The organism is Pseudomonas sp. 1L-C-7-B-C1 (genome assembly GCF_057291635.1).
In genome coordinates this window covers 349603-376130 of sequence record NZ_JBXAWH010000003.1, presented here as the reverse complement: position 1 = coordinate 376130, position 26528 = coordinate 349603, and the positions used below count along the sequence as shown (strand labels likewise).

Here is a 26528-nt window from a genome sequence, read left to right as displayed (position 1 = left end):
ATGCGCTGGCTCCCGTACTCATCCGTCACCCACTCAATGGAGTCAATCATGACCGTTCCCTACAAGCGCTTGAACAAAGATGATGCCGTGGTTCTGCTGGTCGATCACCAGACCGGCCTGATCTCGCTGGTGCAGGACTTCACGCCGAACGAGTTCAAGAACAACGTGCTGGCCCTGGCCGACTGCGCCAAGTTCTTCAACCTGCCGACCATCCTCACCACCAGCTTCGAAACCGGCCCGAACGGCCCGCTGGTGCCCGAGCTCAAGGCGATGTTCCCGGACGCGCCGTACATTGCCCGTCCTGGCCAGATCAACGCCTGGGACAACGAAGATTTCGTCAAGGCAATCAAGGCCACCGGCCGCAAGCAGATCATCATCGCCGGCGTCGTGACTGACGTCTGCGTGGCGTTCCCGACCCTGTGCGCGCTGGAAGAAGGTTTCGACGTGTTCGTGGTCACCGATGCGTCGGGCACCTTCAATGACGTGGTGCAAAAAGCCGCGTGGGCGCGCATGACCGCAGCCGGCGCACAGTTGATGAACTGGTTCTCGGTGGCCTGCGAGCTGCAGGGCGACTGGCGCAACGACATGGAAGGCCTGGCAAATCTGTTGTCCCAGCGCATTCCGAACTACCGCAACCTGATGAACAGCTATTCGGCCTTCACCGCCAAGTAACACCGCTGCGCCGCGTTATTGCGGCGCACACCCTCCCGAATCAGCGATAACCGTGACAAGATTGCTCGCGGTTAACGCTTATCAAAGAGGGCGCGGCCCCGCCACGCCATTCAGCGTTGGCGGATCGGCCGCTGCCCCACGTCTGGAGAAAACATCATGGCTCAAGCATCTGCATCCGTTCGCATCCCGGTCTCGGCCGACAAGGTCTGGGCGCTGACCGGAGGCTTCCTGTCGCTAAACGATTGGCTGCCCTTCATCAAGACAAGCGAGTCGCAGGAAGGCGGGCGCGTGCGTCATCTGATCACCGACGACGGCGCTGAAATCACCGAGCGTCTGGAGACCTACGACAATAAGGCGCGCACCTACAGCTACTCCATCGACAAGGGGCCGTTTCCAATCAGTTCATATCTGGCAACGCTGACAGTCAAAGAAGATGGCGCCAATGGGGCGTTGGTGGATTGGTCAGGGGTTTTCACCGCCGACGGTGTTTCCGATGCGGAAGTCGAGGCGTTGTTCAAGGGCATTTACGAGGGTGGTCTTGAGGCGCTGAAGGCCAATTTCTAAGTCGTTGAAAATGTAGGCCGCCGATCATCGCGGGACCGCCAGGCCATTGCGGCCTGGCATATCGGTGCCGTGCTTGAATCGTTGTCGCGTCAGGCGTTTGAGGCCTTAGATGTGCTCGGACACTGTTGCTGCATTGATCAGGTCGTACAGGGCAAATGCGCGGTTGACCAGGAAAACGGTCACGGCGGTAAGGGCAACGGCGTTGATGATGTGCAGGGTCATGGTCATGGTCCTTGTAGTGGTTCCGTGTCGGGTCTGGAATGACGCGATGGTACGCGAGCCCTGTCGAAGCTGAAGACAATAGGCTTCATGGTCTACATCACCGGCAATGATGGGGCAGGGTGCTGGAAGGGCAAAACCGGGTGACGGGGTGAACTATTGCCGCGCGTTCCGGGTCGGCTTTACACACTTATCAGCCTGGAGCCTGCCATGCAGCCTTATGTCATTTGCCACATGATGTCCTCCCTCGACGGCCACGCCCTCACCGATGGCTGGGATCGCGCGTTCAAGAAGGACGCCGGTGATTTGTACGAGAAGCTCGCCCAGACCTTCGCGTTCGACGCCTGGATCTGCGGACGCGTGACCATGCAGGAAATCGCCCACGACGAGGGCTATCCCAAGGGCCTCGCTACAGGTCCTATCGAGCGCAGCCACTATTTTGCTGACCGCAACGCCAAGGCCTACGCGGTGTCCATCGACCCTCAGGGCAAGGTCGGCTGGAAGAAGAATCAGGCGCTGGATTCCCACGTCGTCGAAGTGCTGACCGAAGGCGTGTCGGATGACTACCTGGCGTACCTGCAGTCGATTCAGGTGTCTTACATCTTCGCGGGGAAGACCGAGATCGACCTGCAGCAGGTGGTGCAGATCCTGTCGAGCGAGCTGGGCTGCAAGCGCTTGATCGTCGAGGGTGGCCCTCACGTCAGTGGCTCGTTCGTCAACGCGGGGCTGGTCGATGAAGTCAGTGTGCTGATCCTGCCGCTGATCGACGGGCGGGGCGAGCACCCGGCGTCGTTCGAGGTGTCAACCGAGGCCTGGAAGCAACCGGCTCACTTGAAATTGACCTCGGCGCAGGTTCAGGACGGCGGCGCTGTCTGGCTGCGTTACACCAAGGCTTGACCCTGGCGCGGAGCGGGGCTCATGCAGTCCCGCTTCATCCAGAGAACAAAACCGTCGGAAACGAAAAAGGCCAGCTAAGCGCTGGCCTTTTCGTTTACTTCTGTCTGGCTCCACGACCTGGACTCGAACCAGGGACCCAGTGATTAACAGTCACTTGCTCTACCAACTGAGCTATCGCGGAATGCGCGCTATCTTACTGATTGGAAAAGGGAAGTCAAGCGAGCGTGTTAAAAAAGTTATCGGATAGGCTCGCCTATCAGATGCATAGCGTTATCGATCTTCCAGCCAGCGAGTCACGTGTGGGAGATTCTATGGTTGTCATCAAGCCAAATCCCCCTTTTGATCGTTCCCACGCTCCGCGTGGTAACGCCGCCTCGGACGCTCCGCGTCCCGCAGACGACGCGCATTCAGGCCGGGGGAGGTGACGCGGAGCGTCACGGGATGCATTCCCACGCAGAGCGGGGGAACGATCAAGATCAAAAGCTTCCCGGCTGAAGCCGGTCCCACAGAATGCACGCGCTGCTTTTAGTGGGACCGGCTTTAGCCGGGAAGAGGCCAGCCCAGGCGCCGACAGTATTGCGGATCAGCCACACTTCCTGTGGGAGCGGGTGCGGTGTCCAGCAAGTGAGGCAGACCTGAATCAATAGCGCCAGGTCAACGACGCGGTCAGGTTGCGCGGGGCGCCGTAGTTGCTTGCCGTGCCGCTGTACAGCGAGGTCAGGTATTTGCGGTCGGTGACGTTGTTGAAGTTCAGCGCCGTGCTCCAGTTGCTGTCGATGTCGTAGCTGGTCATCAGGTCGACCAGCGCGTAGGCGTTCTGGCGGATGACGCTGTAGTTGTCGTTCTGAATCCCGCTCTGCCAGCTGACCCGGGTGCCGATTCTGGCCTGGGGCAGGCTTGGCAGCCGGTAGCTGGCCATACCGCGAAAGGCGTGGGCGGGCACATAACGGCGGGCTTTGTCGCCGTCATCGTTTTCGATGTGCACGTAGGTGTAGCCCGCCAGCAGGTCAAGACCCGGCAGCGCTTCGCCCGACGCTTCCAGCTCGATGCCGTGGCTTTTGTAATCATCGGTGAAGTAGCGGAACTGCGAGCCCACTTCGATGAAGTCCGCCGATTGGACGTTGCTCTGTTTGGTCTTGAACACGGCGGCGGTCAGGTTCAGGCGATCGTCCATCACGCTGCCTTTTACGCCGGCTTCCAGGCTCTTGCCTTCCAGCGGCGCGAGCACTTTGCCGTCGACGCCGACCGTGCCGTACTGCGGATTGAAAATCTCCGTCCAGCTGGTGTAGACGCTCCACTGCGGGGTCAGGTCGTAGACCAGACCGGTGTACGGCGTGACCTTGCCGTGCTCGCGCTGTGAATGATCGGTGCCATAGCTCTCGCCCGTGCCGTCGACGCTGAGCATGCGCGCACCAGCGATCCAGTGCAGATCATCCGCCAGGCTGAAGCGGGCACCGGCGAACAGGCTTTTCTGCCGGTCCTCGAAATTCTGGGTGTTGGTGTCACGGGTGAAGTCAAACTGCGGTCTCGGCGTGTTGCCGGCAAGAATGCCGGCAAACGAGGTATTGAAGTAGCCGGCTTCGTCGGCGTCGTATTCCCGTGCCTTCTGGTGAGTGCGGCCGTAGGCGGCGCCGAAGGTCAGCTCATGGTCGCGGCCGAACAGGCTGAACGGGCCGGACACCTTGGCTTCGCCCAGCAACTGGTGCGCCTTGCTGGAGGTATCAGCGGCGAACACCGAGGCGTCGTCATCGGTGACACTCGAGACGTACAGCATGTTGGTGTCCTGGTATTCGGTAATCCCGGTGCCGGTGAGCGTGGCATTCCAGCCGTTGCCGAAGTCATGCTTCCATTCTGCGAACGCGCGCTGGGTGTGCATGTTCCAGTAGGTCCACGGCTGGCCGACGTTGGACGAGCGGCTGCTGTAATGGATCGGATTGTTATTGATGTCGACCAGCGGCAGGTTGCCCCAGGTACTGCCGTTGGAATCGCTGTTGTGTTGGGTGAAGCCCACGGTCAGGGTGTCGGCATCGGACAGGTCAAAGGCGAGCAGGCCAGCGGCGACGTTTTTCTCGTGGCTGTAGCGGTCCATCCACGAATTGCCCTTGTCGTGGGCATAGATGAAGCGGCCGCGCACGTTGCCGGTGTCGGTCAATGGCCCCGACACGTCGACGTCAATGCGACGGTTGTCCCATGAGCCCACGCTGGTGTCGATTTGCGCCTGGAAATCCCGCGTCGGTCTTTTGCGGATGAAGTTGACCGTGGCTGACGGATTGCCGGTGCCGCTCATCAAACCGTTGGCGCCGTGGAGCACGTCGATCTGCTCGAATTCGGCCATGTCCAGGTCACCGATCATGATGGTCTGGGCGAAGGGCATGCCCATGCCGTCGTACTCGAAACTGCCGATGTCGAACCCGCGGGAGGTGAACTCCGTGCGGTCGCTTTCGCTTTGCTCGACGGTCACCGACGGCGCCGAGCGCAGCGCGTCCTTGACCCCGTTCATTTTGAAATCGTTCATCTGCGCGCGGGTGATGGTCGTAATCGCCTGAGGCGTCTGCTTGTTGGTCAGCCCCAGCTTGGTGGTGCTCGAAGACGGCTTGCCCTGATAGCCCACGCTTTGCCCGTCATCCTGTGCGGCGGTGTCCTGGATCTGCATCGCGGGCAAGGTGACGTCGTCGGCTGCATTGGCAGCAGACATGGCGGTGACGACACCGGCCAGGAGAAAGGTGGCGGGGAGGCGAGGGATCACGATCGAAGTTCCTGAAGACGCGGTGGGAGCGCGATTCTGAATCAAGATGCGAATCATTACCAGATATGACTAACGGGATTTTCACATTTTTTTCACGGGCTGAAGGCTCTGGGATGGGCTCTTCCCGGCTACAGCCGGTCACGCGATGAGAACCTCTGCACTCGGCGGCGCGCTGATGGACCTTGACTGTGGGACCGCCTCGGCCGGGAAGACGTCAGCGTGTAACGACCCAGGGGATGGTTGGCACGAGGACTGATTGATTGACCGTGACGCGCTGTCAATCAATCAGTCCCCTTTAACGGCTCAGGGAATCAGCTTTCTGGCCCGCATGTCTTCCAGGTGCGCCAGCAGCACTTCATCCGAACGCAGCGTCATGCTCGAGAACCCTGCCTGCCGGGCTTTGGTGACGTCAAAAATGGCATCTTTTTCGACGTGGAAAATGAAGTCGCCGAAAGAGCCCAGCGCGATTCGGTCCGGGTCGGTTTCCGCCAGCCCTTCGCGTCGCGTCAGGCTTTCCCACACAGGACGCAGCGCGCCTAGGCGCTGGGAGAGGGAAATCGGTTGCGGCTCGCCGACGTCGAGCCCGAACCACTCAGCCAGTTTTGGCCAGACATGGCTCCAGCGAAACACGTCCCCATTGGTCAGGTTGAAGGCGCCGTTCATGTCGTTGACTGCGGCCCAGACGGCTGCCTCGCCAATCAGCTCTGCGGAGGTCACGTTCACCAGGACATTGCGGTAAGCGATGTCGGAGCCTGGAAACTGCATCGCCGTGCCGGTCTCGCGGCACAGTGTGCCGTACAGACCGATCAGATTGCCGAGGTTCATCGCCGAACCCATGGAATGGCCGATGACGATGTCGGGGCGCAACGCTGTCCATTGGACGCCTTGCGCTTCGAGGCTTCTCACGAAGTCCTCGTGGCGGAAGTAGAGGTTGGGCGGGAAGTGGCGGCTGTCATTCTCACGGGCAGGGGTTTTATAGACGCCCAGTTGCGCGCCGTAAATTTTGCCGCCCTGAACAATGGTGATGCGCTTCAGACTCGCGCCTGAATCGCGCAGGGCGGCGACCAGATTCTCCAGCATTGCGGCGTTTTCATCCGCTTCGATGCCCGGATCGCTGTCGGGCTTGAGGGCGCTGTAGAAGAGGTGGGTCACGGGCTTCAGGCTGGCTTTCGAGGCGTCGAGGGTCTCGGGCTCCAGCAGATCAGCAGTCAGGTGTGGAAAGCGACTTGGTGCGGTCGTCGATCTGCCGACGGTGGACACTTGCCAGCCGGCGTCGGCGAAACTTTCTACTACCGCTTTACCGATAACCCCGCTGGCGCCGGCGACGAGTAAGTGCTGTTCAGGCATGGGTAGGTTCTCCTCTGGACAATCAGTGGGCGCGCCGCAGGTAAGCAGCGCAGTCAAAGGGCAGACCGTGGCGGTTTCGGTCCGTGCATTCTTTTGCGGGGTGGAGAGACAGCCGTTCTGCGATGCGCTCATGGTGGAGGCTGGGTTGAAGGGTGCCCGATGGAGCGGCCTTGGCCCGGAAGTCATCCAATAACGCAGTGCAAATCTACGCTGCTGAAACTTGACATTGCGTCCATGGATGCAAATGAAGTAGGGTTGCGTCTGTAGATAATGTAACCGCTGTGACCAAGAGGTAATTTCATGACCATCGCCCTTCCAGCGCGACAACTTTCGAAGTCCGAATGCGTGGTCGGTTTGCGGGCGGCGTTGCGGGTGCTGGACAAATGGAAAGCCACCAGCGAGCAAGCCTGTCAGATCCTGCGCATTTCCCGAAGCACGTACACCCGCGCTCGCCAGGACGACGCGCAGTGGTCGGTGGCACTGGATCAGGACCAGATGCAGCGGGTCAGCTTCGTGCTGAACATTCACGCCGCCCTGCGAACCCTGTTTGATAATCCCGACAACGCCTACGGTTTCCCGTCGATGGAAAACCACAACGAGTTCTTCAATGGCAGAAAGCCCCTGGACGTCATGGCCCAGGGCGACATGATCGCGCTGTACGAAACCTTCCGTCGCATCGATACCCTCCGGGGCGCCCAATGGTGACGCCGGACGCGCTCCCCGCACTCGCCGGTGAGACGCAGCAGGCCTATCGCCTGGTCAATTCCAAATTCCCTCCCATCGAGCTGTTCAGCGACGTTGCCGATGCCGCCGAGTTCGAGACGCTGTATCGAATTCAGGCGCTGACCAACCCGCGCCTGCAAAACGAAGTCGGCCGCATCGAGCTGATTCCCCTGGCCGAGATCCCGTTCGGCATCCCCGGGTGTTCTTATGCGGTTGCACCCTTTACCCATGTCAATCCGGCGGGCTCGCGCTTCAGCAGCGGCGAGTTCGGCGTGCTGTATCTGGCTGACACCGTCGACACGGCCATTGCTGAAGTGCGTCATCATCAGCAGTTGTACTGGTCGCGGGTCGCGGCGCTGAAGTACGAGCGCTTCGTGTTCCGCTGCCTGAGTTGCAGCTTCAGCGAGGAGGGCAGCGTCGACGCTACTTCAATCCCGCTCTCCGACCCCATCTACGCACCCGACGACTACGCGCAGTCCCACGTGCTGGGCAAGGCCGCGAAGCAGGCCGGGATGGCCGGGCTGCGTTACTGCTCGGTGCGCTCGCCAGGCAATGTCTGCTGGGCATTGCTGACCCCGCGCCACGTCACGTCCATTGTGCAGAGCGCTCACTACGAGATGATCTGGAGCGGCGAGGTCATCGGCATCAACCGGCTCTCCAACGCCTGACGCTGATCGATCCGCACGCCGCGCAAAACATCGAACTCAACCGCTGCTTGAGAAGTCACTCCAGCAATGGATATCGAGGAGCGGTCATGGGCAAGAACATCACAGCGCTGGAACTGGGCATCGACCTCGTCGAGGGCGGTGAGGCGGCGCTGTTCAAATGGTTGCTGGCCAGTTTCCTGATGGGCAAGCGCATTCGGGCGCAGGCGGCGGTGCAGACCTATCACGTCATCGTCGACAGGCACGGCCGCGACACGCCGCGCAAGCTGGCCGGGTGCACCCATCGGGAACTGGTGAGGATGCTGGGCGAGGGCGGTTACGCGCGTTACGACGAATCCACGGCCGTGCGCCTCTTGGCGCTGGCATCCAGGCTGATTAACGAATATGGCGGCACTGTCACCGCGATCGTTGCTGCCAGCGCCGACCGTGGCGAGTTCGAAAAGCGCCTGCAGGCGTTCGACGGCATAGGACCGAAGACTGCAGAAATCTTTATGGGTGAAGCCGGGGAGGTGCTGTTTTGAACGATACAGTTTTGACGGGTGCTGTGTTCGACGGCGCTGTCCCGCAAGCGCCTGGCAGAGTCTTCGTGGGCTGCGCCGGCTGGAGTCTGGGCCGTGAATATGCGTCGGCGTTTCCGGGCGACGGCACTCACTTGCAGCGCTACGCCCGGCAATTCAATACCGCGGAAATCAACAGCTCGTTCTATCGCCCCCACCGACCGCAGACCTACGCCCGCTGGGCTGAGTCAGTACCGGCGGATTTCCGCTTTTCGGTGAAAATCCCCAAGCTCATTTCCCACGAACAGCGCTTGCACGACAGCGCCCGGGCGCTGGATGAATTCCTCGGTCAATGCGGGGAGCTGGGCGAACGGCTTGGCTGCCTGTTGCTGCAGTTGCCACCGTCGCTGGCGTTCGAACCACGGGTGGCCGAGGCCTTTTTGATCCAGCTGCGCGAGCGCTATGAGGGCCATGTGATCATTGAACCGCGCCATGAAAGCTGGGTGCAGGGCGAGTCGATGCTTCTTCACTATCGCATCGCGCAAGCAACGGTCGATCCGTCGAGGCTCAGCAACGACAGCCAACCCTCAGGCTGGCCGGGGATGCGTTACTGGCGACTGCACGGCGCGCCGCGCATCTATTACAGCGGCTATGAAGAAGATTATTTGATTCGTCTGGCCGTCGAGTTGAAGGCTAAGGCGCAAAACGGTGCGCCGACGTGGTGTATTTTCGATAACACCGCCAGCGGCGCCGCAACGGGCGACGCCTTAAAACTGACGGAGTTGCTCGGTCTGCAGCCATCCGGACTTACGCAAAAGGATTGACTCCGGGACGCCCGAACCGTCATTTTTCCGGCGGATTGCCCCGCTCGCCGGCTTGGGCAACATTTAGTTGGCGCGCGAGTTGTTTACTGTCATAGCACGATGCCACAATCCGCTCCATCCAATGCCAGGGTCGGGCGAATTCGATGTACCTCCATAATTCTCAACCGGCGCGCGAGGCCCTGATACGGGGCCAGGTGCGTAACGATCGTTTGCAGTTGCTTTTCCGTCAGAGTTTTTTCTCGGTGTTCGGCAGTGCTCTGGCGGCAATTATGCTCTCCTGGATTTGCTGGGAGCGCCTCGAGCATTCGCTGATTCTCTGGTGGCTAGGGTTGCTGGGCGCCTCGACCACCCTGCGCCTGATCATGTTGACCACCTATTTTCGGATGCCGGAAACCGCCCGGACGCCGGAGCGCTGGGAACCCGTTTACTGGATCACGCTGGTACTGTCCGCTGGCATCTGGGGCGGTGGTGCGCTGGCACTGATGCAAGCCGGTGATCTGCTGATCCAGACACTGGTGCTGCTATTCGCGGTGGGCATGACGGTGAGCGCGGTGTCCTGTTATTCCGCGTACCGCTCGATGACCCTGGTGTCGATTGCGCTGGTGCTGTTGCCGTGCTCGCTCTGGCTGCTGTTTCAGCCCCAGACCGCGCAGCAGGGCATGGCTGCCGCGTCGCTGATCTTTGCCATTTTCGTGGTCAGTGCGACGCGCAAATTGTGCCGGGCGATGGAGCGGGCATTTCGCCTCAGCCGCGAAATGGAACATGCCCATGGCATCGCTGACCACGCCGCACAGACCGACGAACTGACCGGAGTGAAAAACCGCCGGGCTTTTTTCCATCGGGCCGAGCGCGCCTACGACACCTGCAAGCGCAGCCGGCTGCCGCTGTGCGCGCTGATGCTGGACATCGATCACTTCAAGCGCATCAACGATTGCCACGGCCATCAGGCCGGCGATGACGTGTTGCGGCAGATCGGCCGGGTCATCTGCCAATCCGTGCGGGAAGGCGACGTTTGCGGACGCCTGGGCGGCGAAGAATTTGCGCTGGTGCTGGCCAACACCACGCTCGAAGCGGCCCATGCCATCGCCGAAAAACTCCGTCAGGCCATCGCCGACATTACCTGCCAGCACGACGAAGGGGTTACCGCCAGCCTCGGTGTCGCCGCGCTGAGCGACACCGATCAGGACGTACACGGCTTGCTCGGCCTGGCGGACAAGGCGCTGTTTCGGGCCAAGGCATCGGGTCGCAACCAGACGGCGGTGGCCTAGGGGAATCTCTGAAACGAGCGCGGACAGTTTTCGTGTCACTCGGACGTGACATGTGTCTCGACGCTTCATTCGGCGGCGGCTGTGGCGTAGTGTGTTCAGCCTGTTTGGCACGAAGACCGACTGGAAGAGGTAAATGAGATGACCCTGCAAAACCGCCTGGACAACCTGTACCCGCGCGCCGACGAGATCCCTGAGCCGTTCCGCGCAGGTCCCGCCATCGAGCAGCGCGATTACCTGGTCAATGGCGAACTGCACCAATGGCACGGGCCGTTGGCGCCGGTGTTGAGCCCGGTCTCGCTGCAGACCGACACAGGCCTTGAGTCCGTGGTGCTGGGCAGCACGCCGCTGATGGATGCCGACACGGCAATGACCGCGCTGGACGCTGCCGTCAAAGCCTACGATCGGGGCCAGGGCGCCTGGCCCACAATGCGCGTGGCCGATCGCATCCATCACGTCGAGACCTTCCTCAAGTTGATGCGCGAGCAGCGCGACGCGGTGGTCACGCTGCTGATGTGGGAAATCGGCAAGAATCTCAAGGACTCGCAGAAAGAATTCGACCGCACCTGCGATTACATCGTCGACACCATCAACGCCCTCAAGGAACTCGACCGCCGTTCCAGCCGCTTCGAGCTGGAGCAGGACACCCTCGGCCAGATCCGCCGTGTGCCGCTGGGTGTGACCCTGTGCATGGGCCCTTACAACTATCCGCTGAACGAGACCTTCACCACGCTGATTCCGGCCCTGATCATGGGCAATACCGTGGTGTTCAAACCGGCCAAGTTCGGCGTGCTGCTGATTCGTCCGTTGCTCGAAGCGTTCCGCGACAGCTTCCCGGCCGGGGTTATCAACGTGATCTACGGCAGTGGCCGCGAGACGGTCAGCGCGCTGATGGCCAGCGGCAAGATCGACGTGTTCGCGTTCATCGGTACCAACAAGGCCGCCAGCGCCCTGAAAAAACTCCACCCCAAGCCGCACCGTCTGCGCGCCGCCCTGGGCCTGGACGCCAAAAACCCGGGCATCGTGCTGCCGGATGTGAACCTGGACAATGCGGTGACGGAAGCCATTACCGGCTCGCTGTCGTTCAACGGTCAGCGTTGCACGGCGTTGAAGATCCTGTTCGTGCACGAAAACGTCGTCGGCAGTTTCCTCGAGAAGTTCGAAGAAAAACTCGCTCAGCTCAAACCTGGCATGCCGTGGGAACCGGGCGTCTCGCTGACGCCATTGCCGGAGCCGGGCAAGACCGAGTACCTGCAAGGTCTGGTGGACGATGCTGTGGGCAAGGGCGCCAAAGTGGTCAATGAGGGCGGCGGCACGACCCACGGGCAGTTTTTCTACCCGGCCGTGTTGTACCCGGTGACGCCGGACATGCGTGTGTATCACGAAGAACAGTTCGGGCCCGTGGTGCCGGTGGTGGCCTACCGCGATCTGGAAACGGTGATCGAGTACGTGCTGGACTCCGATTTCGGCCAGCAGTTGAGCATCTTCGGCAACGATTCCAAGCAGGTCGGGCGTCTGGTCGATGCGTTCGCCAATCAGGTGGGGCGGATCAACATCAATGCGCAGTGCCAGCGCGGCCCGGACAGCTTCCCGTTCAACGGCCGCAAGAATTCGGCTGAAGGCACGCTGTCGGTGCACGATGCGCTGCGCGTGTTCTCGATCCGTACCCTGGTGGCGACCAAGTTCCAGGAGAGCAACAAGGCACTCATCAGCGACATCATCCATAACCGTGAGTCGACGTTCCTGACTACCGATTACATTTTCTGATTCATCGCCCGACGTCACCGCAAGCCTGTTGAACAGTTGATGCTGTTCAACCGCTTGCGGTTTTTATATCTGTACTTTAAAACCCGCCGCCACTGTATGGCGCAGGCTGTTTAATTTTGCAGCCGTTCCGCTCTCCGGGATCATTTTGTAGGAAAGTTTCTAGACTTCCGTAGGACAGCTCTCGACCTGTCTTTGTGGGTAGAGTTTTTATTCGTAGGGGATTAGCCTTGCCGCTTCCCGAATGCGATGAAAACTTCATCAGCCCATTCGCTGCTCACACTTGTTAAAACTTGACCGCTTGGGTCCTGGACGCTCGACTGATAAAAAGGCCCTGCGGTCCAGATATTCCCCTTTGTGACGTGTGGCATTTTCGACGGAGGAGTTATGGCTTCAAACAGCTTTCAAAATGAAGTGCCCAAAGCCCGGGTCAATATAAAACTCGATTTGCACACGGGTGGTGCGCAGAAGAAGGTCGAGTTGCCACTCAAATTAATGGTGTTGGGGGATTACAGCAATGGCCGGGAAGGCCGAGCTTTGTCCGAACGCACAAAAATCAATATCAACAAGAATAATTTCGACAGTGTGCTGGCTGAATTCGCTCCGGCATTGAAACTGACCGTTGAAAATACCTTTGCCGACGACGGTTCCGATGCCTCCGTGGATTTAAACTTTCAAAAAATGAAAGACTTCGAACCGGAACAGGTAGCAAGACAAATACCGTCATTGCGCGCGTTATTGGCGACCCGCAATCTGCTGCGCGATCTCAAATCAAACCTGCTCGACAATGCGACCTTCCGTCATGAACTTGAACGCATCGTCAAAGACGAGACGCTCAGTGACGAGTTGCGCGCCGAGCTGGCAGTACTCGCCGCCCCCACAGCGGATTAATCAACCGGGTCTCTAGCAGGTATCAAACATGTCCTCGAAGCACTCTTCCGCAGTCTCAGGCGGTGGCACCGTTTTGTCCGAAGAAAGCCCCGGCGTGTATAACACGCTGTTTTCAAAAATCAACCTCAACCCGGTTTCAGCGTTGGGCGATATCGAGGCGTTTCAGAACAACGAAGCGCTGTCGGAGATTTCCGCCGATGAGCGCGTAACCGCAGCCGTCAGCGTATTCCTCAACCTCCTCAAAGGCTCGTCGCGCAAGGTCCAGCGCCTCGACAAGACCCTGCTTGACGAGCACATCGCCTCGCTGGACGCGCAGATCAGCCGCCAGCTCGACGCCGTCATGCACCATCCGGACTTTCAGCGAGTGGAGTCCACATGGCGCGGCGTTAAATCGCTGATCGACCAGACCGATTTCCGGCAAAACGTGCGCATCGAGTTGCTGGACATCAGCAAGGACCATCTGGTCCAGGATTTCGAAGACGCTCCTGAAATCGCTCAAAGCGGTCTGTACATGCACACCTATACCCAGGAGTACGACACGCCTGGCGGTGAACCCATTGCCGCAGCTGTTTCCAGTTACGAGTTTGATCGCAGCCCGCAAGATATCGCGCTGCTTCGCAATATATCCAAAGTCGCGGCGGCCGCGCACATGCCGTTCATTGGTTCGGTAGGGCCGGCATTCTTCGGCAAGGAAACCATGGAAGAAGTCGCTGCCATCAAAGACATCGGCAATTATTTTGATCGCGCCGAATACATCAAATGGAAGTCGTTCCGCGACACCGATGATTCCCGTTATATCGGGTTGACCATGCCCCGGGTATTGGGACGGCTGCCCTATGGCCCAGACACCATTCCGGTACGCAGTTTCAATTATGTGGAAAGTGTCAAAGGCACCGATCACAGTAAATATTTGTGGACCAATGCGTCATTTGCCTTCGCTGCCAATATGGTGAAGAGTTTTGTCGCCAATGGCTGGTGTGTGCAGATTCGCGGACCGCAGTCCGGGGGTGCGGTGTCGGACTTGCCTATTCATTTATATGACCTTGGCACCGGCAGTCAGGTGAAGATCCCTTCGGAAGTGATGATTCCGGAAACCCGAGAGTTTGAATTCGCCAACCTGGGCTTTATCCCACTCTCGTATTACAAGAATCGCGATTACGCCTGTTTCTTTTCCGCCAATTCGACACAAAAACCTGCGTTATATGACACCGCCGATGCCACGGCCAACAGCCGGATCAACTCGCGCTTGCCTTATATCTTTCTGCTGTCGCGCATTGCGCATTATTTGAAATTGATTCAGCGCGAGAACATCGGCACCACCAAAGACCGGCGTCTGCTGGAACTGGAATTGAATAAGTGGATCAGCGGGCTGGTCACCGAAATGACCGACCCCGGGGACGACCTGCAGGCCTCGCACCCGTTACGTGATGCACGGGTGACGGTGGAAGACATCGACGACAACCCGGGTTTCTTCCGCGTGAAGTTGTACGCCGTGCCGCATTTCCAGGTGGAAGGCATGGACGTGAACCTCTCGCTGGTTTCCCAGATGCCCAAAGCCAAAACCTGACGTCGGCCATAGGTGAGCACAACATGAAAATCGACCGACCTCTCTGGGCCGCCGGGGCGCTACTGTCTCAGCAGCAATTCCAGCAGCAAGCGCGCTGGGAAGCCTGGACCAACGAATGTATCGCTTACCTGTCGCGGGTTCATCCGTGGGGTGTGCAGACGGCGACCTTCGATGGTGAGGCGCTGCGGCTCGGCAAACTCAAGGCGTCCGCGCTGCGCGTCCGCATGCCCGACGGCACGCTGATCGATACCGACAGCGTTGATCGGCTGCCCGCCGCGCTGTCCCTCGAACAGATTCAGATCGAGCCGGGGCAGGGCGCGACGGTGGTGTTGTGCCTGCCGCTGGAGCAGGCCAACGGTGGTAATTGTCTGTTTGAAGACGCTCGCGCTGACCGGCCGGTGCGTTACCGCCAGGATTGGCGACAGGTGCAGGATCTGTATGGCGACGATCAACAGTCGATCGGCGTGCTCGATCACATGCTGAGCCTGCGTCTGGCCAGCGATGACAACGCTAATTACCTGACCTGTCCGGTCGCCCGGCTGGTGCGTGACGGCCAGGGCCGTGCGTGCCTGGACGAGGCGTTCGTGCCACCGCTGTTGAGCTTCGCCGGGCACCCCGGTTTGCAGGTCCAGCTGGACAATCTGCTGACTCAACTGGCCTCCAAGCGACAACGCTTGATGGGCATGCGCCGTGAGAGTAACCAGCGCATGGCCGACTTCGCGGTGGCCGATGTTTCGTTGTTCTGGCTGCTCAATGCGCTGAACACCTATCAACCCGTGCTCGCCGATTTCAAGGCCAGCCCGGCGCGCCATCCCGAGCAGGTCTATCAGGAAATGGTGAAGCTGGCGGGCGCGCTGCTGACGTTCTCCCTCGAACACGACGTTGACGCCATTCCGGCGTACCGCCACGAAGACCTGGAAACCGTATTCCCGCCGTTGATGCAGATGATCTCGACGTTGCTGGAAGCCAGTCTGCCATCGCGGGTGATTGCCCTGGAGCTGGAGCGGGTGATCCCGGGTCGCTGGCAAGTGGCGTTCAATGATCCGCGCCTGCGTGAAGCCGACGCCGCTGACTTTTACCTCTCGGTGCGCTGCCGCGAGGCCCCGGCGCAACTGCAGGCGCAGTTTCCGCGGCTGTGCAAGGTCGGCACCCCGGACGACGTCGATCAGTTGATCAATGCCGCGCTGGACGGTGTTCCGTTGCAGCCGCTGAGTCATGTGCCGGCGGCGATTCCGCTGCGTCTCGAGAACCAGTATTTCGCCCTCGACTTTGCCCATCCGAGCGGTCAGGCCGTGCTCGCCGAAGGAGTCTGCGCGTTCTACGTACCGGCGACGCTGCCGGACGTCAAGCTTGAGCTGTTTGCGGTGTTGCGCTCATGAGCCGGCCGATGAAAAGCCAAGCGGCTGCGCAGCACGTCGATGTCGATCAACTGCTTCAGGACAGTTACCTGCTGGTGGTCGAGTTGCGCCATGGCGCGTCGTCTCCAGACAGCGATGCGCTCTGGGACCTGTGTACCCGGCAGGTGGTGATGGTTCGCGACGGGCTGACGCAAGCCGGTGTCAGCCAGCGCCATGTTGATTTCATCAGCCACGCCCAGTGTGCACTGCTGGATGAAACCGTGCTGATCCACGCCGGTGCCAGTGCCCGCGCCAAATGGACCTACGAACCGCTTCAGGCGCATTACTTCGGACGTCATCAGGCGGGGCAGTTTCTCTACGAAGAAATGCGTGAGGTGTTGAACGAACCGGCTCCGGACCCGAGCGTGCTGAGGGTGTATCAACGCGTGCTGATGCTGGGCTTTCTCGGTCGCTACAAGGCGCCCGACCACCCCGAGCGTCAGCAGTTGATGGCCGAGTTGACCACCCGGGTTGCGCCGGTGAGCCTGGATCAGGCGCTGCCGACGTGGATCGACGCACGGGGCCGCAAGCCCTTGCCGGCATGGATGCGCGCCCCGTTGCTGCACCTGTTCGCGGCCGGTCTGCTGCTGGCGGGCCTCTGGTGGCTGCTCGATTCGCATCTGGCGGCGCTGGTCGCCTCCCTTGTGACCGAGCGGGTGTGACGCGCCCATGACACTCAAGTTGATGCGCGCACTGGCCCTGTGGTCGGGATGCCTGGCGCTGATGGTGATCAGCGTGTTGCCCCTGAGCGCGGTCGCTCAAGCCCTTGCTGTCACGGCCGCCCTGGGTCTGGTGGCGGGGGCGTGGGTGCTGGCGGGGCGACGCTCTGTCCGTGTTGGTGGTCCTCTGGGGTTGGGTGAGAGTCGAGCCTTGCCCGGCAGTGAGTACCGCCTGCCCGTAGTGCTGGTGTGCGGGCAGGGATCGTCGGCGCTTTTTGCTGCTGATCTTGATGTCGATGCCGATATCGCCGAGCAAACCGCCGTGCGGACGACGGCGAGCGGGTGTTACGTCAGCGTGCCGAGCATTGAGCGATTGCCTGGTATGGCCGCTGCTCTGCTGGCCGCCCGTCCGCAATGGCGCGCGCAGATGAGCGTCATGTTTGTCATTAATCCAGCCCAACACGCTGACAGCGCGGAACTGGAGGGCCAGCTTCGTGCGCTGACCCACCAGCTTTCGGTGATCCGCAAGCGCGCGCTGACCTTGCCGCTGTGGGTGGTGAGCTATCAACAAGCGTCCCAGGATGCGCGCGATGTGGGTGCGAAAGAGGACGGTGCGAACGGGGAATCCGTCTGGTTCAGTTGGGAAAATGGCCAGCCATCGGCGCGGGTACGACACAACGGCACCTGCGTCAGCGTTGAGGACTGGCAGAGACAAGAGCCCGCCGCTCTCACCGACCGCATGCAGCTCGCCGTGCAAATGCACGCCCACGCTGCATGGCTGGAACAATGTGTTGTCCCGCATTTCATACCCCCCGGCCGCCATCGCGCGCGTTTGCCGGTGACCTACGCGATCTGCCGCGTACCTCGTTTGCCGGAACAGGTTTCGGCCAGCGTTTGGCAGCACTGGATACACGCAAAAACCGGGCTGTTGCCGACTCTTCTTGCGGAGCACCCGGGTGGCGTTTTGCCTGTGCCGGACGCTTTGCTGGAACTGCTGCCCCGGCACACCGGCAACACCGCAGCACGGCGCGCCGGTGTCATGGGCATCTGGCTGGCGGTTTTCGCTGCCGTCGTTGCCATGTCGAGCTCGGCCCGGCAGAACACCTTGCTGATCCGCCAGGTCAGCGACGACCTGCGCCGCTACGCCTCGATCAACGAAACCGCCCGAGACGATCAGCAGGCCAGGGCCTTGCGCGAAGCGGCGTTGACCGTCCTGCACGACGACGTCCGGCGGCTGGATGACTACTACCGCTACGGCGAACCACGGTCGTTGGGCCTCGGCCTTTATCGCGCCGAACAACTGCGCATCAGGGTCTGGCACGCCATCGGCCGTTACCGTCCGCCCGCCGAGATGGCGCAGGCGTCCGCGCCGGTGCGTCTGGACACGCTGTCGCTGTTCAACATCGGCAGCGCCGAACTCAAGGCGGAGTCGACCCAGGTGCTGATCAATGCGCTGGTCGGCATCAAGGCCAGACCCGGCTGGTTGATCGTCGTCACCGGGCACACCGACGCCACCGGCAGCGCCGAGCAGAACCTGCGCCTGTCCCGCGACCGCGCCGCTTCAGTGCGCGACTGGATGCAGCGCATGGGCGGCATCCCCGGCAGTTGCTTTGCCGTGCAGGGCTATGGCGCCAGTCAACCGATTGCCAGCAATGACACCGAACAAGGGCGCAGGGCCAACCGCCGCGTCGACATCCGTCTGGTGCCGGAAGAGGGGGCCTGCGGGTCGCTTTCTGCCGGGGCCGGGCCGGCTACCCCCGTCGCATTTCGCGGCACTCGATAACCCAAGCAAGGAGTTTCACATGGCAATTCCCGTTTACCTCTGGCTCAAAGATGACGGCGGCGCTGACATCAAAGGCTCGGTCAACGTGCAGTCCCGGGAAGGCAGCGTCGAAGTGGTCGCCCAGGACCACAGCGTCTACATCCCCACCGACAACAACACGGGCAAATTGACCGGCGCCCGGGTGCACACGCCGTTCCTGTTCACCAAGGAAATCGATGCCAGCAGCCCGTACCTGTACAAGGCCGTCGGCACCGGCCAGACGCTGAAAAGCGCCGAGTTCAAGTGGTACCGCATCGACGACGCAGGCCAGGAAGTCGAGTACTTCAACACCCTGCTGGAGAACGTCAAGGTGGTCCGCGTCGCGCCGAAAATGCACGACGTCAAGGACCCGGCCAAGGAGAAGCACAACCACCTGGAGATGGTCGAGTTGCGCTACGAGAAGGTCACCTGGACCTACAAGGACGGCAACATCATCCACTCCGACTCGTGGAACGAACGCCAGACCGCCTGACGCTGCACGGCCGGCAGACAGGCAGCTTTTGCACGCCTGTCTGCCGGCTGCGGTGTGTTGGGTTGAGCGCCCGGTCGCGGGCGCTCCGCCAAGCACATCTGCACGGCACGTTTCCCCAGAAAAAACAGCGAGGCGCCGACCGCTCACCGGTCTCGTCGACGCTCCTTACTCCATCCGTTCAAGGACGATGACCCATGGCACAGAGCTCCTCCCGTTTGCTACGCCGCCTTAACCCTTTCTGCGCCCAGGCCCTGAGTGCGGCCGCGACGCTGTGCCAAAGCCGGGGCCACCGCCATATCACCATCGAGCACTGGCTGCTGAAACTGCTGGGGCAGGGCGACGGCGATCTGGTGCTGATCGGCCGGCGTTACGAGTGGGACATCGAAGCGCTGTGGACCGGCTTGCTCGACCACCTCGATCGCCTGCCGCGCAGCGTCCAGGCCAAGCCACAGCTGTGCGACAAACTGCAGCGGCTGATCAAGAACGCCTGGGTACACGCCTCGCTGGACGAGGACAACGAGCAACTGCGCTCGGCCCACGTTCTGGCCGCGCTGATCGAGAGCCCCGACCTGCTGGCGTGCGTGGAAGCCTGGCCGTTGCTCAGCCTGAGCGAGGTGCAGTTGCGTCACTTGCTGCCGTTGCTGGACGAGCATTCCGATGAGCGCGCGGGTTCGAGGCCTGGGCCGGGGCTGGATCTTGGGCCGGATCGTGCTGCGGTGCAGAAGTCGTCCGCGGATTCAGCGGCGGAAAACCCTGTGCTGGCCAGGTTCACCCAGGACATCACCGACAAGGCGCGCAAGGGCGAGATCGACCCCGTTCTGGGCCGTGACGACGAGATTCGTCAGGTCATCGACATCTTGAGCCGCCGACGCAAGAACAACCCGATTCTGGTGGGCGAACCCGGCGTCGGCAAAACTGCGCTGGTGGAAGGGCTGGCCCTGCGCATCGCCGAAGGCAACGTGCCCGCCCGCCTCAAACCGGTCAGCGTGCGCACGCTGGATCTTGGCCTGTTGCAAGCCGGCGCGGGAGTGAAAGGCGAGTTCGAGCAACGCCTCAAAGACGTGATCGAGGCCGTGCAGCAAGCCGAGCATCCGGTACTGCTGTTCATCGACGAAGCCCACACGCTGATCGGCGCGGGCAATCAGGCCGGAGGCGCCAACGCCGCCAATCTGCTCAAGCCCGCCTTGGCCCGAGGTGAACTGCGCACCATCGCCGCAACCACCTGGGGTGAATACAAGCAGTATTTCGAACGTGATCCGGCGCTGGAGCGACGCTTCCAGACGGTCAAGGTCGACGAGCCGGATGACGCCACGGCGATGATCATGCTGCGCGGGTTGAAGGCCCGCTACGCCAGCCATCACGGCGTGCACATCGAGGACGCCGCGATACAGGCGGCGGTGGTGCTGTCGCGCCGCTATCTGCCCGGCCGCCAGTTGCCGGACAAAGCCGTCGACCTGCTCGACACCGCCAGCGCCCGGGTGCGCATGAGCCTGGACTGCGAACCCCAGGCGCTGATCGCGAGCAAGGCCCGGCGGTCCGCGCTGGAGCAGGAACGCCAGGCGCTGCAAGACGATCAGCGCATCAACGGACGCAACGCCGATGAACGTCTGGCGGCCATCGCCGAGCAGCTTTTGTCGCTGAGCGATGAGCTGGGGCGACTTCAGCACCAGCACGCCCACGAACTCGATCTCGCGCAGACGTTGCTCGCCGCCCGCCATGCCGAGGCCTTCGACGCCGACACCTGCGCGGATCTACAGGCGCAGCTCAAGACGGTTCAGGGCGATGCACCGCTGCTGTCGCTGGACGTGGACGATCGCAGCGTCGCCCAAGTGATCGCCGACTGGACCGGCGTGCCCCTGAGCAGCCTGCTCAAGGACGAACAGGCCAGCCTGCTGACGCTGGAGCAGTCGCTCGCATCCCGAGTCATCGGTCAGGACCGCGCGTTGACGGCGATGGCCCAACGACTGCGCGCCGCGAAAACCGGCCTGACCGAAGAAGACTCACCGCTGGGGGTCTTCCTGCTGGTGGGCAGCAGCGGCATCGGCAAGACCGAAACCGCCCTGGCGCTGGCCGACACCCTGTTTGGCGGCGAGAAATCGCTGATCACCCTGAACCTCTCCGAGTACCAGGAAGCCCACACCGTCAGCCAGCTGAAAGGCGCGCCGCCGGGTTACGTCGGTTACGGACAGGGTGGCGTACTCACCGAAGCGGTGCGTCAGCGACCCTACAGCGTCGTGCTGCTGGACGAAGTCGAAAAGGCCCACCGCGACGTGATCAACCTGTTTTATCAGGTCTTTGATCGGGGCTTCATGCGTGACGGCGAGGGGCGCGAAATCGACTTCCGCAACACCGTCATCGTCATGACTTCCAACCTCGGCAGCGATTTGTTGCAGGACTACCTGCTGGCGAACCCCGATGCACTCGACGGGGAGGTGCACGAGCAACTGCGACCGGTGCTGCGCGAGCACTTCCAGCCCGCGTTGCTCGCGCGTTTTCAGACGCTGGTTTATCGACCGCTGCAGGCGCCGGCGCTCAAACGCATCGTCGCAATCAAGCTGGGCAAAGTGGCGGAACGGTTACGCCGGCATTACGGGCTGGACTGCCGGATCGACCAGCGTCTGCATGACGCGCTGGTAGAGGCGTGCCTGCTGCCCGACAGCGGCGCGCGGAACATCGACAGCCTGCTCAATCAACAGATTTTGCCGGTGCTGAGTCAACAGCTTTTACAGCGCCAGGCGGCACGATTGGCCACCCGGGGCGTGGTTCTGGGGCACTGCGAGGAGGACGGCATCACCCTTGAGTTCGTCGATTCCTCTGCTTGTGTGGAGGGCGAATGATGAACGATGCCATCGGGGTGTTTTTCGACCATAGCCGTCACAAACTCGTCGTTCATAACCTGCCTATCGCGCTGGATGTGCTGGCGTTTGAGGGCGAGGAGCAGCTGAGTCAGCCCTTTCATTACCGCATTGAATTTACCTCGGCTGAGCAGGACATCGGGGCTGAACGGATGTTGGGGCAGGACGCGCAGTTCAGTCTGCATGCTGCGGCCCACACGTTGCCGATGGCTATTCCTGGTTTGCCGGTGCTTAAGGTTGAGGCGCTGCGGACGCTGCATGGGGTGATTACCGGGTTCAAGCGGCTGTCCGGTTCCGCTGACGAGGCGCGCTACGAAGTGACATTGGAGCCGCGCCTGGCGTTGCTGGCGCGCGGGCGGCAGTTTCGGATTTATCAGCACCAGTCCGTGCCGCAAATTGTCGAGAGCATCTTGCGCACGCGGCATGATTTTGAGGGGCAGGACTTTCTGTTCACGCTGGTGCGGGACTACCCGAAGCGCGAGCAGGTGATGCAGTACGGCGAGAGTGATCTGGCGTTTATCTCGCGCTTATTATTCGAGGCGGGGATCTGGTATCGCTTTAGCAACAATGAGCGATTGGGGATTGCGGTCGTCGAGTTTCATGATGATCAGCGGCATTACGTCAGGCCTCGGGTGAGCTTGCCGTTTCGGCCTCAATCCGGGTTGGGCAGCAGTGGTCAGGATGGGGTTTGGCAGCTGCAGGTGAGTCATGAGGTGGTGGAGCAGAGCGTTCACTTTCGGGCTTATCACCACCGGGAAGCGAGTGCCTGGCTGGATGGAAATGTTGACCAGACGCGGGGTGACACCACGACTTACGGCGAGGCGTATCACTATGCCGAGCCGTTCAAGGCCTTGGGCCACAAGCTGGATCAGGATGAGGATCTGCTGGGCGAAAGCGGGTTTTTCTATGGTCGGCTGCGGCATGAGCGGTATCTGAATAACCAGACTCGCCTGAGCGGTATCAGCAGCAGCGCTTCGTTGGGACTGGCGCAGGTCCTGCAAATTTCTGGCGGCGCGCCCCAAGCGTTTGAGCCGGGAGCGGTCATTACAAGACTCCAGCTGCGCGCTGCGCGGGATCGTAGTTTTGAACTGAGCTTTGAAGCGATTCCGTATTCCGAGAGCGTGTGCTTTCGGCCGCCGTTGCTGGCGAAACCGCAAATTGCCGGAACCGTCCCGGCCCGGGTCACCAGTTCGCTGGCCAACGATCCCTACAGCCACATCGACCGCGAAGGCCGCTACAAGGTCAGCTTTCTGTTTGACCGCGACAGCTGGGAGTTGGGCGAAGAAAGCCTGTGGCTCAGATTGGCCCGTCCGTATGCCGGGGATACCCACGGCCTGCACTTGCCACTGATCTGCGGCACCGAAGTCGCCATCGCGTTTGAGCAAGGCGACCCGGACCGGCCCTACATCGCCCATGCGCTTCACGACAGTAGACATCCCGACCATGTGACGCTGCTGCGCAGCGACTACAAACGCAACGTGCTGCGCACCCCGGCCAATAACAAGCTGCGCATGGAGGACGATCGCGGCAAAGAGCACATCAAACTCAGCACCGAGCACAGCGGCAAGAGCCAGCTGAACCTTGGGCATCTGGTCGACAACGAGAAGGATAAGCGCGGCGAAGGGTTTGAACTGCGCACGGACGGCTGGGGCGCAATTCGGGCCGGGCGTGGGGTGTTTATCAGTGCGGATGAACAGACCAGGGCCCACGGTCAGCAGCTCGATATGGACGCTGCAATCGAGCAGCTTGAAAGCGCATTGTCGCTGGCCCGCTCCATGGCTCAAGCCGCACGAAGTGCCCAGGCCATTGCCGCCGATACGAGCGGCCACGAGCAACTCACCGCGGCCTTGACCAACCTGACCGAACCCGGGCTTTTGCTGCATGCGCCAGCCGGCATCGGCGTGGTCAGTCCCGAGGCTGTTTTGCTGTCCTCCGGCCGTGACAGCGTCGCCATCACGTCGTCGCGCTCGACCAACATCAGCGCAGGCCACGACATCACCGGCACCGCCGAGGGTGCGATCAGCCTGTGCGCCGTGACCAAAGGCCTCGACCTAAAAGCCGTGGATGGGGATGTGCAGCTCCACGCCTACGGCGGCGCGATTCACGCGTTGGCGACTGACCAGATAAAAATTGAAAGCCTGGCCGGCCGTGTCGAGATCAGTGCGCCCGAAGAAATCGTCTTCAGCTGCGGCGGCGCGTTCATCCGCATCAAGGGCGGCGAGATCGAGCTGGGCGCGCCGGGGAACATCCATCACCGGGCCGCGTACGTGCTAAAGGACGGTGCCACCACGCTGACCACCCCGGCGACGCCGATACCGCCGGGCTATGCCGCGGGCTACACCCTCAGCGACTCGGATAAGGGTTACGCCCCCTTCGTCCGTTACCTGATCACCACCCAGGATGGCGAACGGTTCCCCGGCGTGACCGATAAGGACGGCAGAACGATCCCGGTTCACACGCTATTGCCCGGGAACGTGGTGATCGAGTTTCCCAATGACAAGCCCGATGAGCAGTGACCACCGCTCAGAGGCCCCGTCGCCCGGATGGGTTGCGATCTGCATCGCAACGGCTACCGACACTGCGTCCCCCGGCAAGCAATCGACCGCAACGATTTATCACCGCATCAAATCTTCAATCAGGAAGGACCCGGCATGAAAGACAGACAGCACCAGACGGACATTTTTTGCACCTACAAGCCTGTGGCTATCGGCCCGCAGAAAACCCATTGGGTTGAATTTCAACTGGTGGACGAACTCGGCGAGCCGCTGGCTAATCTGCCGTGGCGAGCGACCAATCAGGCAGTGCGGGAAGGCTGCGTTGCTGAATATTCGGGGAGCACCGATGCCCAGGGTGTCATTCGACTTGAAGACCTTCACCCGCTCGACGTGACATTGCTGATGCCGGCGGCGCCGTTGGCTGACGTCCTGCAACAGCGGCGGTTGCGCGCGATGCGCCCGGAGCCCGAGCGGCCGGGTGCAAGTGACAGCAAACCTCTCTACGGAAAGCAGCGTCCCGGGTTTTCGCCGGTGGAAAAGCAGGCGATTGAGCAGGGGCATGCCTATCACTACCTGCGAATAGGGCAACTGTGTGATGAGCTGCCGGCGTTCAACCCGCCGTGGCCAGAGCTGGATCCGCCACCGGCTTATCATTTCCCGGATGCTGAGTTTTCAGGGTTTACGGTGCAATACGAAGCGCTGAACTGCCGGCATGTCTTGGAAGTTTGCCCACTGCGGGCTTGGTCGTTGGTGCTCCATGACAAGAATGAGTACAGCCTGGCGAACGCCTATAACCTGGGGCTGATGAGTATTTTGGCTTATAGCAATGAGGACAGAGCACAACATGGTTCTCAGGTGGAATTCTTCGCGCAGCAGTGTGTGGATCTTTCACGCACGCCGCGGGTTTGGGATGGGGGAAAAAACTGGCCATGTCTGGTGACTGACGTACCGTTCGACGATCGTTACGAACCTTGCCAGCCGTTGAACACCGCTAGAGCCGAAATTCCTCAAGGGGATACCCAGCTTTTCTACGTTGCGAACGCTACTCAAATGTTGGTTGCTTGGCGGGGAACCGATTTTGATCGAATAAGTGCTCCGGACCTCGTTACCGATCTGACATTCCGCCCAGTCGATCCCAAGTTAAGCAGCAGTTGTGCCCCGTCTGTTCCATGCCCAGACCTGTCGGGTGAGGGGCGCGTACACCTAGGTTTCCGTAACGCCTATGTCGCCGCCCACACTCTATTTACCGCCGACCTGACATCCAAAATCCTGGACAAACTCCCAGGTAAAAAACTTTTTATTTGCGGCCACAGCCTTGGAGGTGCTTTGGGATTAATTCACGCCGCAGCTCTAAAGGATAGCGATCCGATGTTGTACACCTACGGCATGCCTCGCACTTTCACGCTGAGCGCGTTAAAGGGGTTGAGCGAAATTTGTCATTTTCGTCACGTCAATGACACTGACACCATTCCCAGCGTGCCACCTCAGGCTGACCTTGATAACCACCTCTACAAGTTGTATGGCCCGTTAGGCACGACATTGGGTTTCGCATGGTCGATGGGCCAAGTCCTCGCGACTAATGTGATCAAGTTCGGCGATCCATACGGCCATCACGGCGAACTTGCCATGTTCTACCGAATAGAGCAGCACACGCAGAGCCGGGGCTCTTCTTACCCTGCATACCGCAGCAAAGATGGCCTCGGCGCGCCTTACTACAACACAGTCAAAACCCGACTCCCGGAGCGGCCCAGCCTTTACTTGGTGCCCAGTTTATGCGGCGCAGAAAATGATCAGGCCGAACAGTCGCAGCGCGCCCTAATGCGTTGCCTAACTCCCGAGGAAAAAGCGCGCTTCTTCCTACCTCATGAAAACATGAAGCCCGGGGGGCTGCTGGGTATCGGTAACCACATGATGGGTGAGTACATGACACATATCACTGATCGCCTATTAGCAGCTATCAAATTTGATCGTGTGCCACAGCTTGCCGCGCAGAAAAAGATTAAGCGTTTCAAGGATCAGATGAGCAAATACTGCAACTCCTCACCGAAAGATGAATATGACCGGAATAAATTTTTTCTGGCGATGCATCAGGGAGTTGATGCGGCATTGAAGGCGACGCAGCAGTTGGACGGCGGTGCCGAAGCGCTCAAACGGCTAGATACCATCGCGTTAACGCGGGGATAAATA

At 60.8% G+C, this 26528-nt stretch carries 20 protein-coding genes and 1 tRNA gene; 18 read left to right on the top strand and 3 right to left on the bottom strand.

Translation table 11 applies throughout. The annotated features are described in order from the left end of the window. The first annotated feature begins 48 nt into the window (after positions 1-48). The 3 genes from ycaC (at position 49) to AC0Z8Z_RS07105 (ending at position 2352) form a co-directional block, all read left to right on the top strand. Complete coding sequence (ycaC, locus tag AC0Z8Z_RS07115) at positions 49-672, top strand: isochorismate family cysteine hydrolase YcaC (protein ID WP_037010340.1); 624 nt, start codon at positions 49-51, stop codon at positions 670-672. Between the two features lie 156 nt (positions 673-828). After that, positions 829-1236, top strand: coding sequence for an SRPBCC family protein (locus AC0Z8Z_RS07110; protein ID WP_485618613.1), 408 nt, complete (start codon positions 829-831; stop codon positions 1234-1236). A 429-nt stretch (positions 1237-1665) separates the two neighbouring features. Further along, a complete protein-coding gene (locus AC0Z8Z_RS07105) occupies positions 1666-2352 on the top strand; it encodes a RibD family protein (RefSeq protein ID WP_485618611.1) in 687 nt (228 codons plus the stop codon). Between the two features lie 105 nt (positions 2353-2457). Here the strand turns inward: AC0Z8Z_RS07105 and AC0Z8Z_RS07100 are convergent. The 3 genes from AC0Z8Z_RS07100 to AC0Z8Z_RS07090 all read right to left on the bottom strand — a co-directional run bounded on the left by AC0Z8Z_RS07100 (position 2458) and on the right by AC0Z8Z_RS07090 (position 6445). Continuing rightward, a tRNA-Asn gene (locus tag AC0Z8Z_RS07100) sits at positions 2458-2533 on the bottom strand. Positions 2534-2992: 459 nt separating this feature from the next. Continuing rightward, on the bottom strand, positions 2993-5047 hold the full coding sequence (locus AC0Z8Z_RS07095) for a TonB-dependent siderophore receptor (RefSeq protein WP_485618688.1): 2055 nt from the start codon (positions 5045-5047) through the stop codon (positions 2993-2995). A gap of 354 nt (positions 5048-5401) precedes the next feature. Further along, positions 5402-6445 carry an SDR family oxidoreductase gene (locus tag AC0Z8Z_RS07090; protein WP_485618610.1) on the bottom strand — a complete coding sequence of 348 codons (1044 nt, stop codon included), beginning with the start codon at positions 6443-6445 and terminating at the stop codon, positions 5402-5404. 300 nt (positions 6446-6745) lie between these two features. On the opposite strand from AC0Z8Z_RS07090, the gene AC0Z8Z_RS07085 reads away from it, so the two are divergent. The 15 genes from AC0Z8Z_RS07085 (at position 6746) to AC0Z8Z_RS07015 (ending at position 26525) form a co-directional block, all read left to right on the top strand. After that, on the top strand, positions 6746-7150 hold the full coding sequence (locus AC0Z8Z_RS07085) for an antitoxin Xre-like helix-turn-helix domain-containing protein (protein WP_172612358.1): 405 nt from the start codon (positions 6746-6748) through the stop codon (positions 7148-7150). Next, a complete protein-coding gene (locus AC0Z8Z_RS07080) occupies positions 7144-7836 on the top strand; it encodes an RES family NAD+ phosphorylase (protein ID WP_485618608.1) in 693 nt (230 codons plus the stop codon). The genes AC0Z8Z_RS07085 and AC0Z8Z_RS07080 overlap by 7 nt, the downstream gene beginning before the upstream one ends. An 86-nt stretch (positions 7837-7922) precedes the next feature. Beyond that, on the top strand, positions 7923-8354 hold the full coding sequence (locus tag AC0Z8Z_RS07075; RefSeq protein ID WP_122625453.1) for an HhH-GDP family DNA glycosylase: 432 nt from the start codon (positions 7923-7925) through the stop codon (positions 8352-8354). 23 nt (positions 8355-8377) lie between these two features. Continuing rightward, complete coding sequence (locus AC0Z8Z_RS07070) at positions 8378-9154, top strand: DUF72 domain-containing protein (protein ID WP_485618687.1); 777 nt, start codon at positions 8378-8380, stop codon at positions 9152-9154. A gap of 143 nt (positions 9155-9297) precedes the next feature. Further along, on the top strand, positions 9298-10422 hold the full coding sequence (locus AC0Z8Z_RS07065) for a GGDEF domain-containing protein (protein ID WP_485618606.1): 1125 nt from the start codon (positions 9298-9300) through the stop codon (positions 10420-10422). A 138-nt stretch (positions 10423-10560) separates the two neighbouring features. Beyond that, a complete protein-coding gene (locus AC0Z8Z_RS07060) occupies positions 10561-12186 on the top strand; it encodes an NADP-dependent glyceraldehyde-3-phosphate dehydrogenase (protein WP_172612355.1) in 1626 nt (541 codons plus the stop codon). A 384-nt stretch (positions 12187-12570) separates the two neighbouring features. Next, entirely contained in the window at positions 12571-13074 is a 504-nt protein-coding gene (gene tssB / locus AC0Z8Z_RS07055; RefSeq protein WP_485618604.1) for a type VI secretion system contractile sheath small subunit, read from the top strand. 28 nt (positions 13075-13102) lie between these two features. Further along, a complete protein-coding gene (gene tssC / locus AC0Z8Z_RS07050) occupies positions 13103-14641 on the top strand; it encodes a type VI secretion system contractile sheath large subunit (RefSeq protein WP_485618603.1) in 1539 nt (512 codons plus the stop codon). A gap of 23 nt (positions 14642-14664) precedes the next feature. Continuing rightward, on the top strand, positions 14665-16020 hold the full coding sequence (tssK, locus tag AC0Z8Z_RS07045; RefSeq protein WP_485618601.1) for a type VI secretion system baseplate subunit TssK: 1356 nt from the start codon (positions 14665-14667) through the stop codon (positions 16018-16020). A gap of 8 nt (positions 16021-16028) precedes the next feature. After that, the gene (gene tssL / locus AC0Z8Z_RS07040) at positions 16029-16700 is read left to right on the top strand and encodes a type VI secretion system protein TssL, short form (RefSeq protein ID WP_485618599.1); all 672 of its coding nucleotides are present in this window, start codon (positions 16029-16031) and stop codon (positions 16698-16700) included. A 7-nt stretch (positions 16701-16707) separates the two neighbouring features. Continuing rightward, positions 16708-18480, top strand: coding sequence for an OmpA family protein (locus AC0Z8Z_RS07035; protein ID WP_485618597.1), 1773 nt, complete (start codon positions 16708-16710; stop codon positions 18478-18480). 19 nt (positions 18481-18499) lie between these two features. Then, positions 18500-18991 carry an Hcp family type VI secretion system effector gene (locus AC0Z8Z_RS07030; RefSeq protein ID WP_065991578.1) on the top strand — a complete coding sequence of 164 codons (492 nt, stop codon included), beginning with the start codon at positions 18500-18502 and terminating at the stop codon, positions 18989-18991. A 194-nt stretch (positions 18992-19185) separates the two neighbouring features. Continuing rightward, positions 19186-21828, top strand: coding sequence for a type VI secretion system ATPase TssH (tssH, locus tag AC0Z8Z_RS07025; RefSeq protein ID WP_485618595.1), 2643 nt, complete (start codon positions 19186-19188; stop codon positions 21826-21828). Next, positions 21828-24362 (top strand): type VI secretion system Vgr family protein, encoded by a 2535-nt coding sequence (locus tag AC0Z8Z_RS07020; protein ID WP_485618593.1) that lies wholly within the window; start codon positions 21828-21830, stop codon positions 24360-24362. Before tssH ends, AC0Z8Z_RS07020 begins: the two co-directional genes overlap by 1 nt. A 135-nt stretch (positions 24363-24497) precedes the next feature. Then, positions 24498-26525 (top strand): lipase family protein, encoded by a 2028-nt coding sequence (locus AC0Z8Z_RS07015; RefSeq protein WP_485618592.1) that lies wholly within the window; start codon positions 24498-24500, stop codon positions 26523-26525. Positions 26526-26528: the final 3 nt, after the last annotated feature.

Excerpts from the sequence above, each read along its gene's own strand:
- AC0Z8Z_RS07095 (WP_485618688.1), bottom strand. The coding sequence starts at position 5,047 with ATGTCTGCTGCCAATGCAGCCGACGACGTCACCTTGCCCGCGATGCAG.
- AC0Z8Z_RS07035 (WP_485618597.1), top strand. The coding sequence starts at position 16,708 with ATGACACTCAAGTTGATGCGCGCACTGGCCCTGTGGTCGGGATGCCTG.
- tssB (WP_485618604.1), top strand. The coding sequence starts at position 12,571 with ATGGCTTCAAACAGCTTTCAAAATGAAGTGCCCAAAGCCCGGGTCAAT.
- AC0Z8Z_RS07080 (WP_485618608.1), top strand. The coding sequence starts at position 7,144 with ATGGTGACGCCGGACGCGCTCCCCGCACTCGCCGGTGAGACGCAGCAG.
- AC0Z8Z_RS07075 (WP_122625453.1), top strand. The coding sequence starts at position 7,923 with ATGGGCAAGAACATCACAGCGCTGGAACTGGGCATCGACCTCGTCGAG.
- ycaC (WP_037010340.1), top strand. The coding sequence starts at position 49 with ATGACCGTTCCCTACAAGCGCTTGAACAAAGATGATGCCGTGGTTCTG.
- AC0Z8Z_RS07015 (WP_485618592.1), top strand. The coding sequence starts at position 24,498 with ATGAAAGACAGACAGCACCAGACGGACATTTTTTGCACCTACAAGCCT.
- AC0Z8Z_RS07110 (WP_485618613.1), top strand. The coding sequence starts at position 829 with ATGGCTCAAGCATCTGCATCCGTTCGCATCCCGGTCTCGGCCGACAAG.
- AC0Z8Z_RS07090 (WP_485618610.1), bottom strand. The coding sequence starts at position 6,445 with ATGCCTGAACAGCACTTACTCGTCGCCGGCGCCAGCGGGGTTATCGGT.
- AC0Z8Z_RS07030 (WP_065991578.1), top strand. The coding sequence starts at position 18,500 with ATGGCAATTCCCGTTTACCTCTGGCTCAAAGATGACGGCGGCGCTGAC.
- AC0Z8Z_RS07060 (WP_172612355.1), top strand. The coding sequence starts at position 10,561 with ATGACCCTGCAAAACCGCCTGGACAACCTGTACCCGCGCGCCGACGAG.
- AC0Z8Z_RS07085 (WP_172612358.1), top strand. The coding sequence starts at position 6,746 with ATGACCATCGCCCTTCCAGCGCGACAACTTTCGAAGTCCGAATGCGTG.
- tssL (WP_485618599.1), top strand. The coding sequence starts at position 16,029 with ATGAAAAGCCAAGCGGCTGCGCAGCACGTCGATGTCGATCAACTGCTT.
- AC0Z8Z_RS07105 (WP_485618611.1), top strand. The coding sequence starts at position 1,666 with ATGCAGCCTTATGTCATTTGCCACATGATGTCCTCCCTCGACGGCCAC.
- tssC (WP_485618603.1), top strand. The coding sequence starts at position 13,103 with ATGTCCTCGAAGCACTCTTCCGCAGTCTCAGGCGGTGGCACCGTTTTG.
- AC0Z8Z_RS07020 (WP_485618593.1), top strand. The coding sequence starts at position 21,828 with ATGAACGATGCCATCGGGGTGTTTTTCGACCATAGCCGTCACAAACTC.
- tssK (WP_485618601.1), top strand. The coding sequence starts at position 14,665 with ATGAAAATCGACCGACCTCTCTGGGCCGCCGGGGCGCTACTGTCTCAG.
- AC0Z8Z_RS07065 (WP_485618606.1), top strand. The coding sequence starts at position 9,298 with ATGTACCTCCATAATTCTCAACCGGCGCGCGAGGCCCTGATACGGGGC.
- tssH (WP_485618595.1), top strand. The coding sequence starts at position 19,186 with ATGGCACAGAGCTCCTCCCGTTTGCTACGCCGCCTTAACCCTTTCTGC.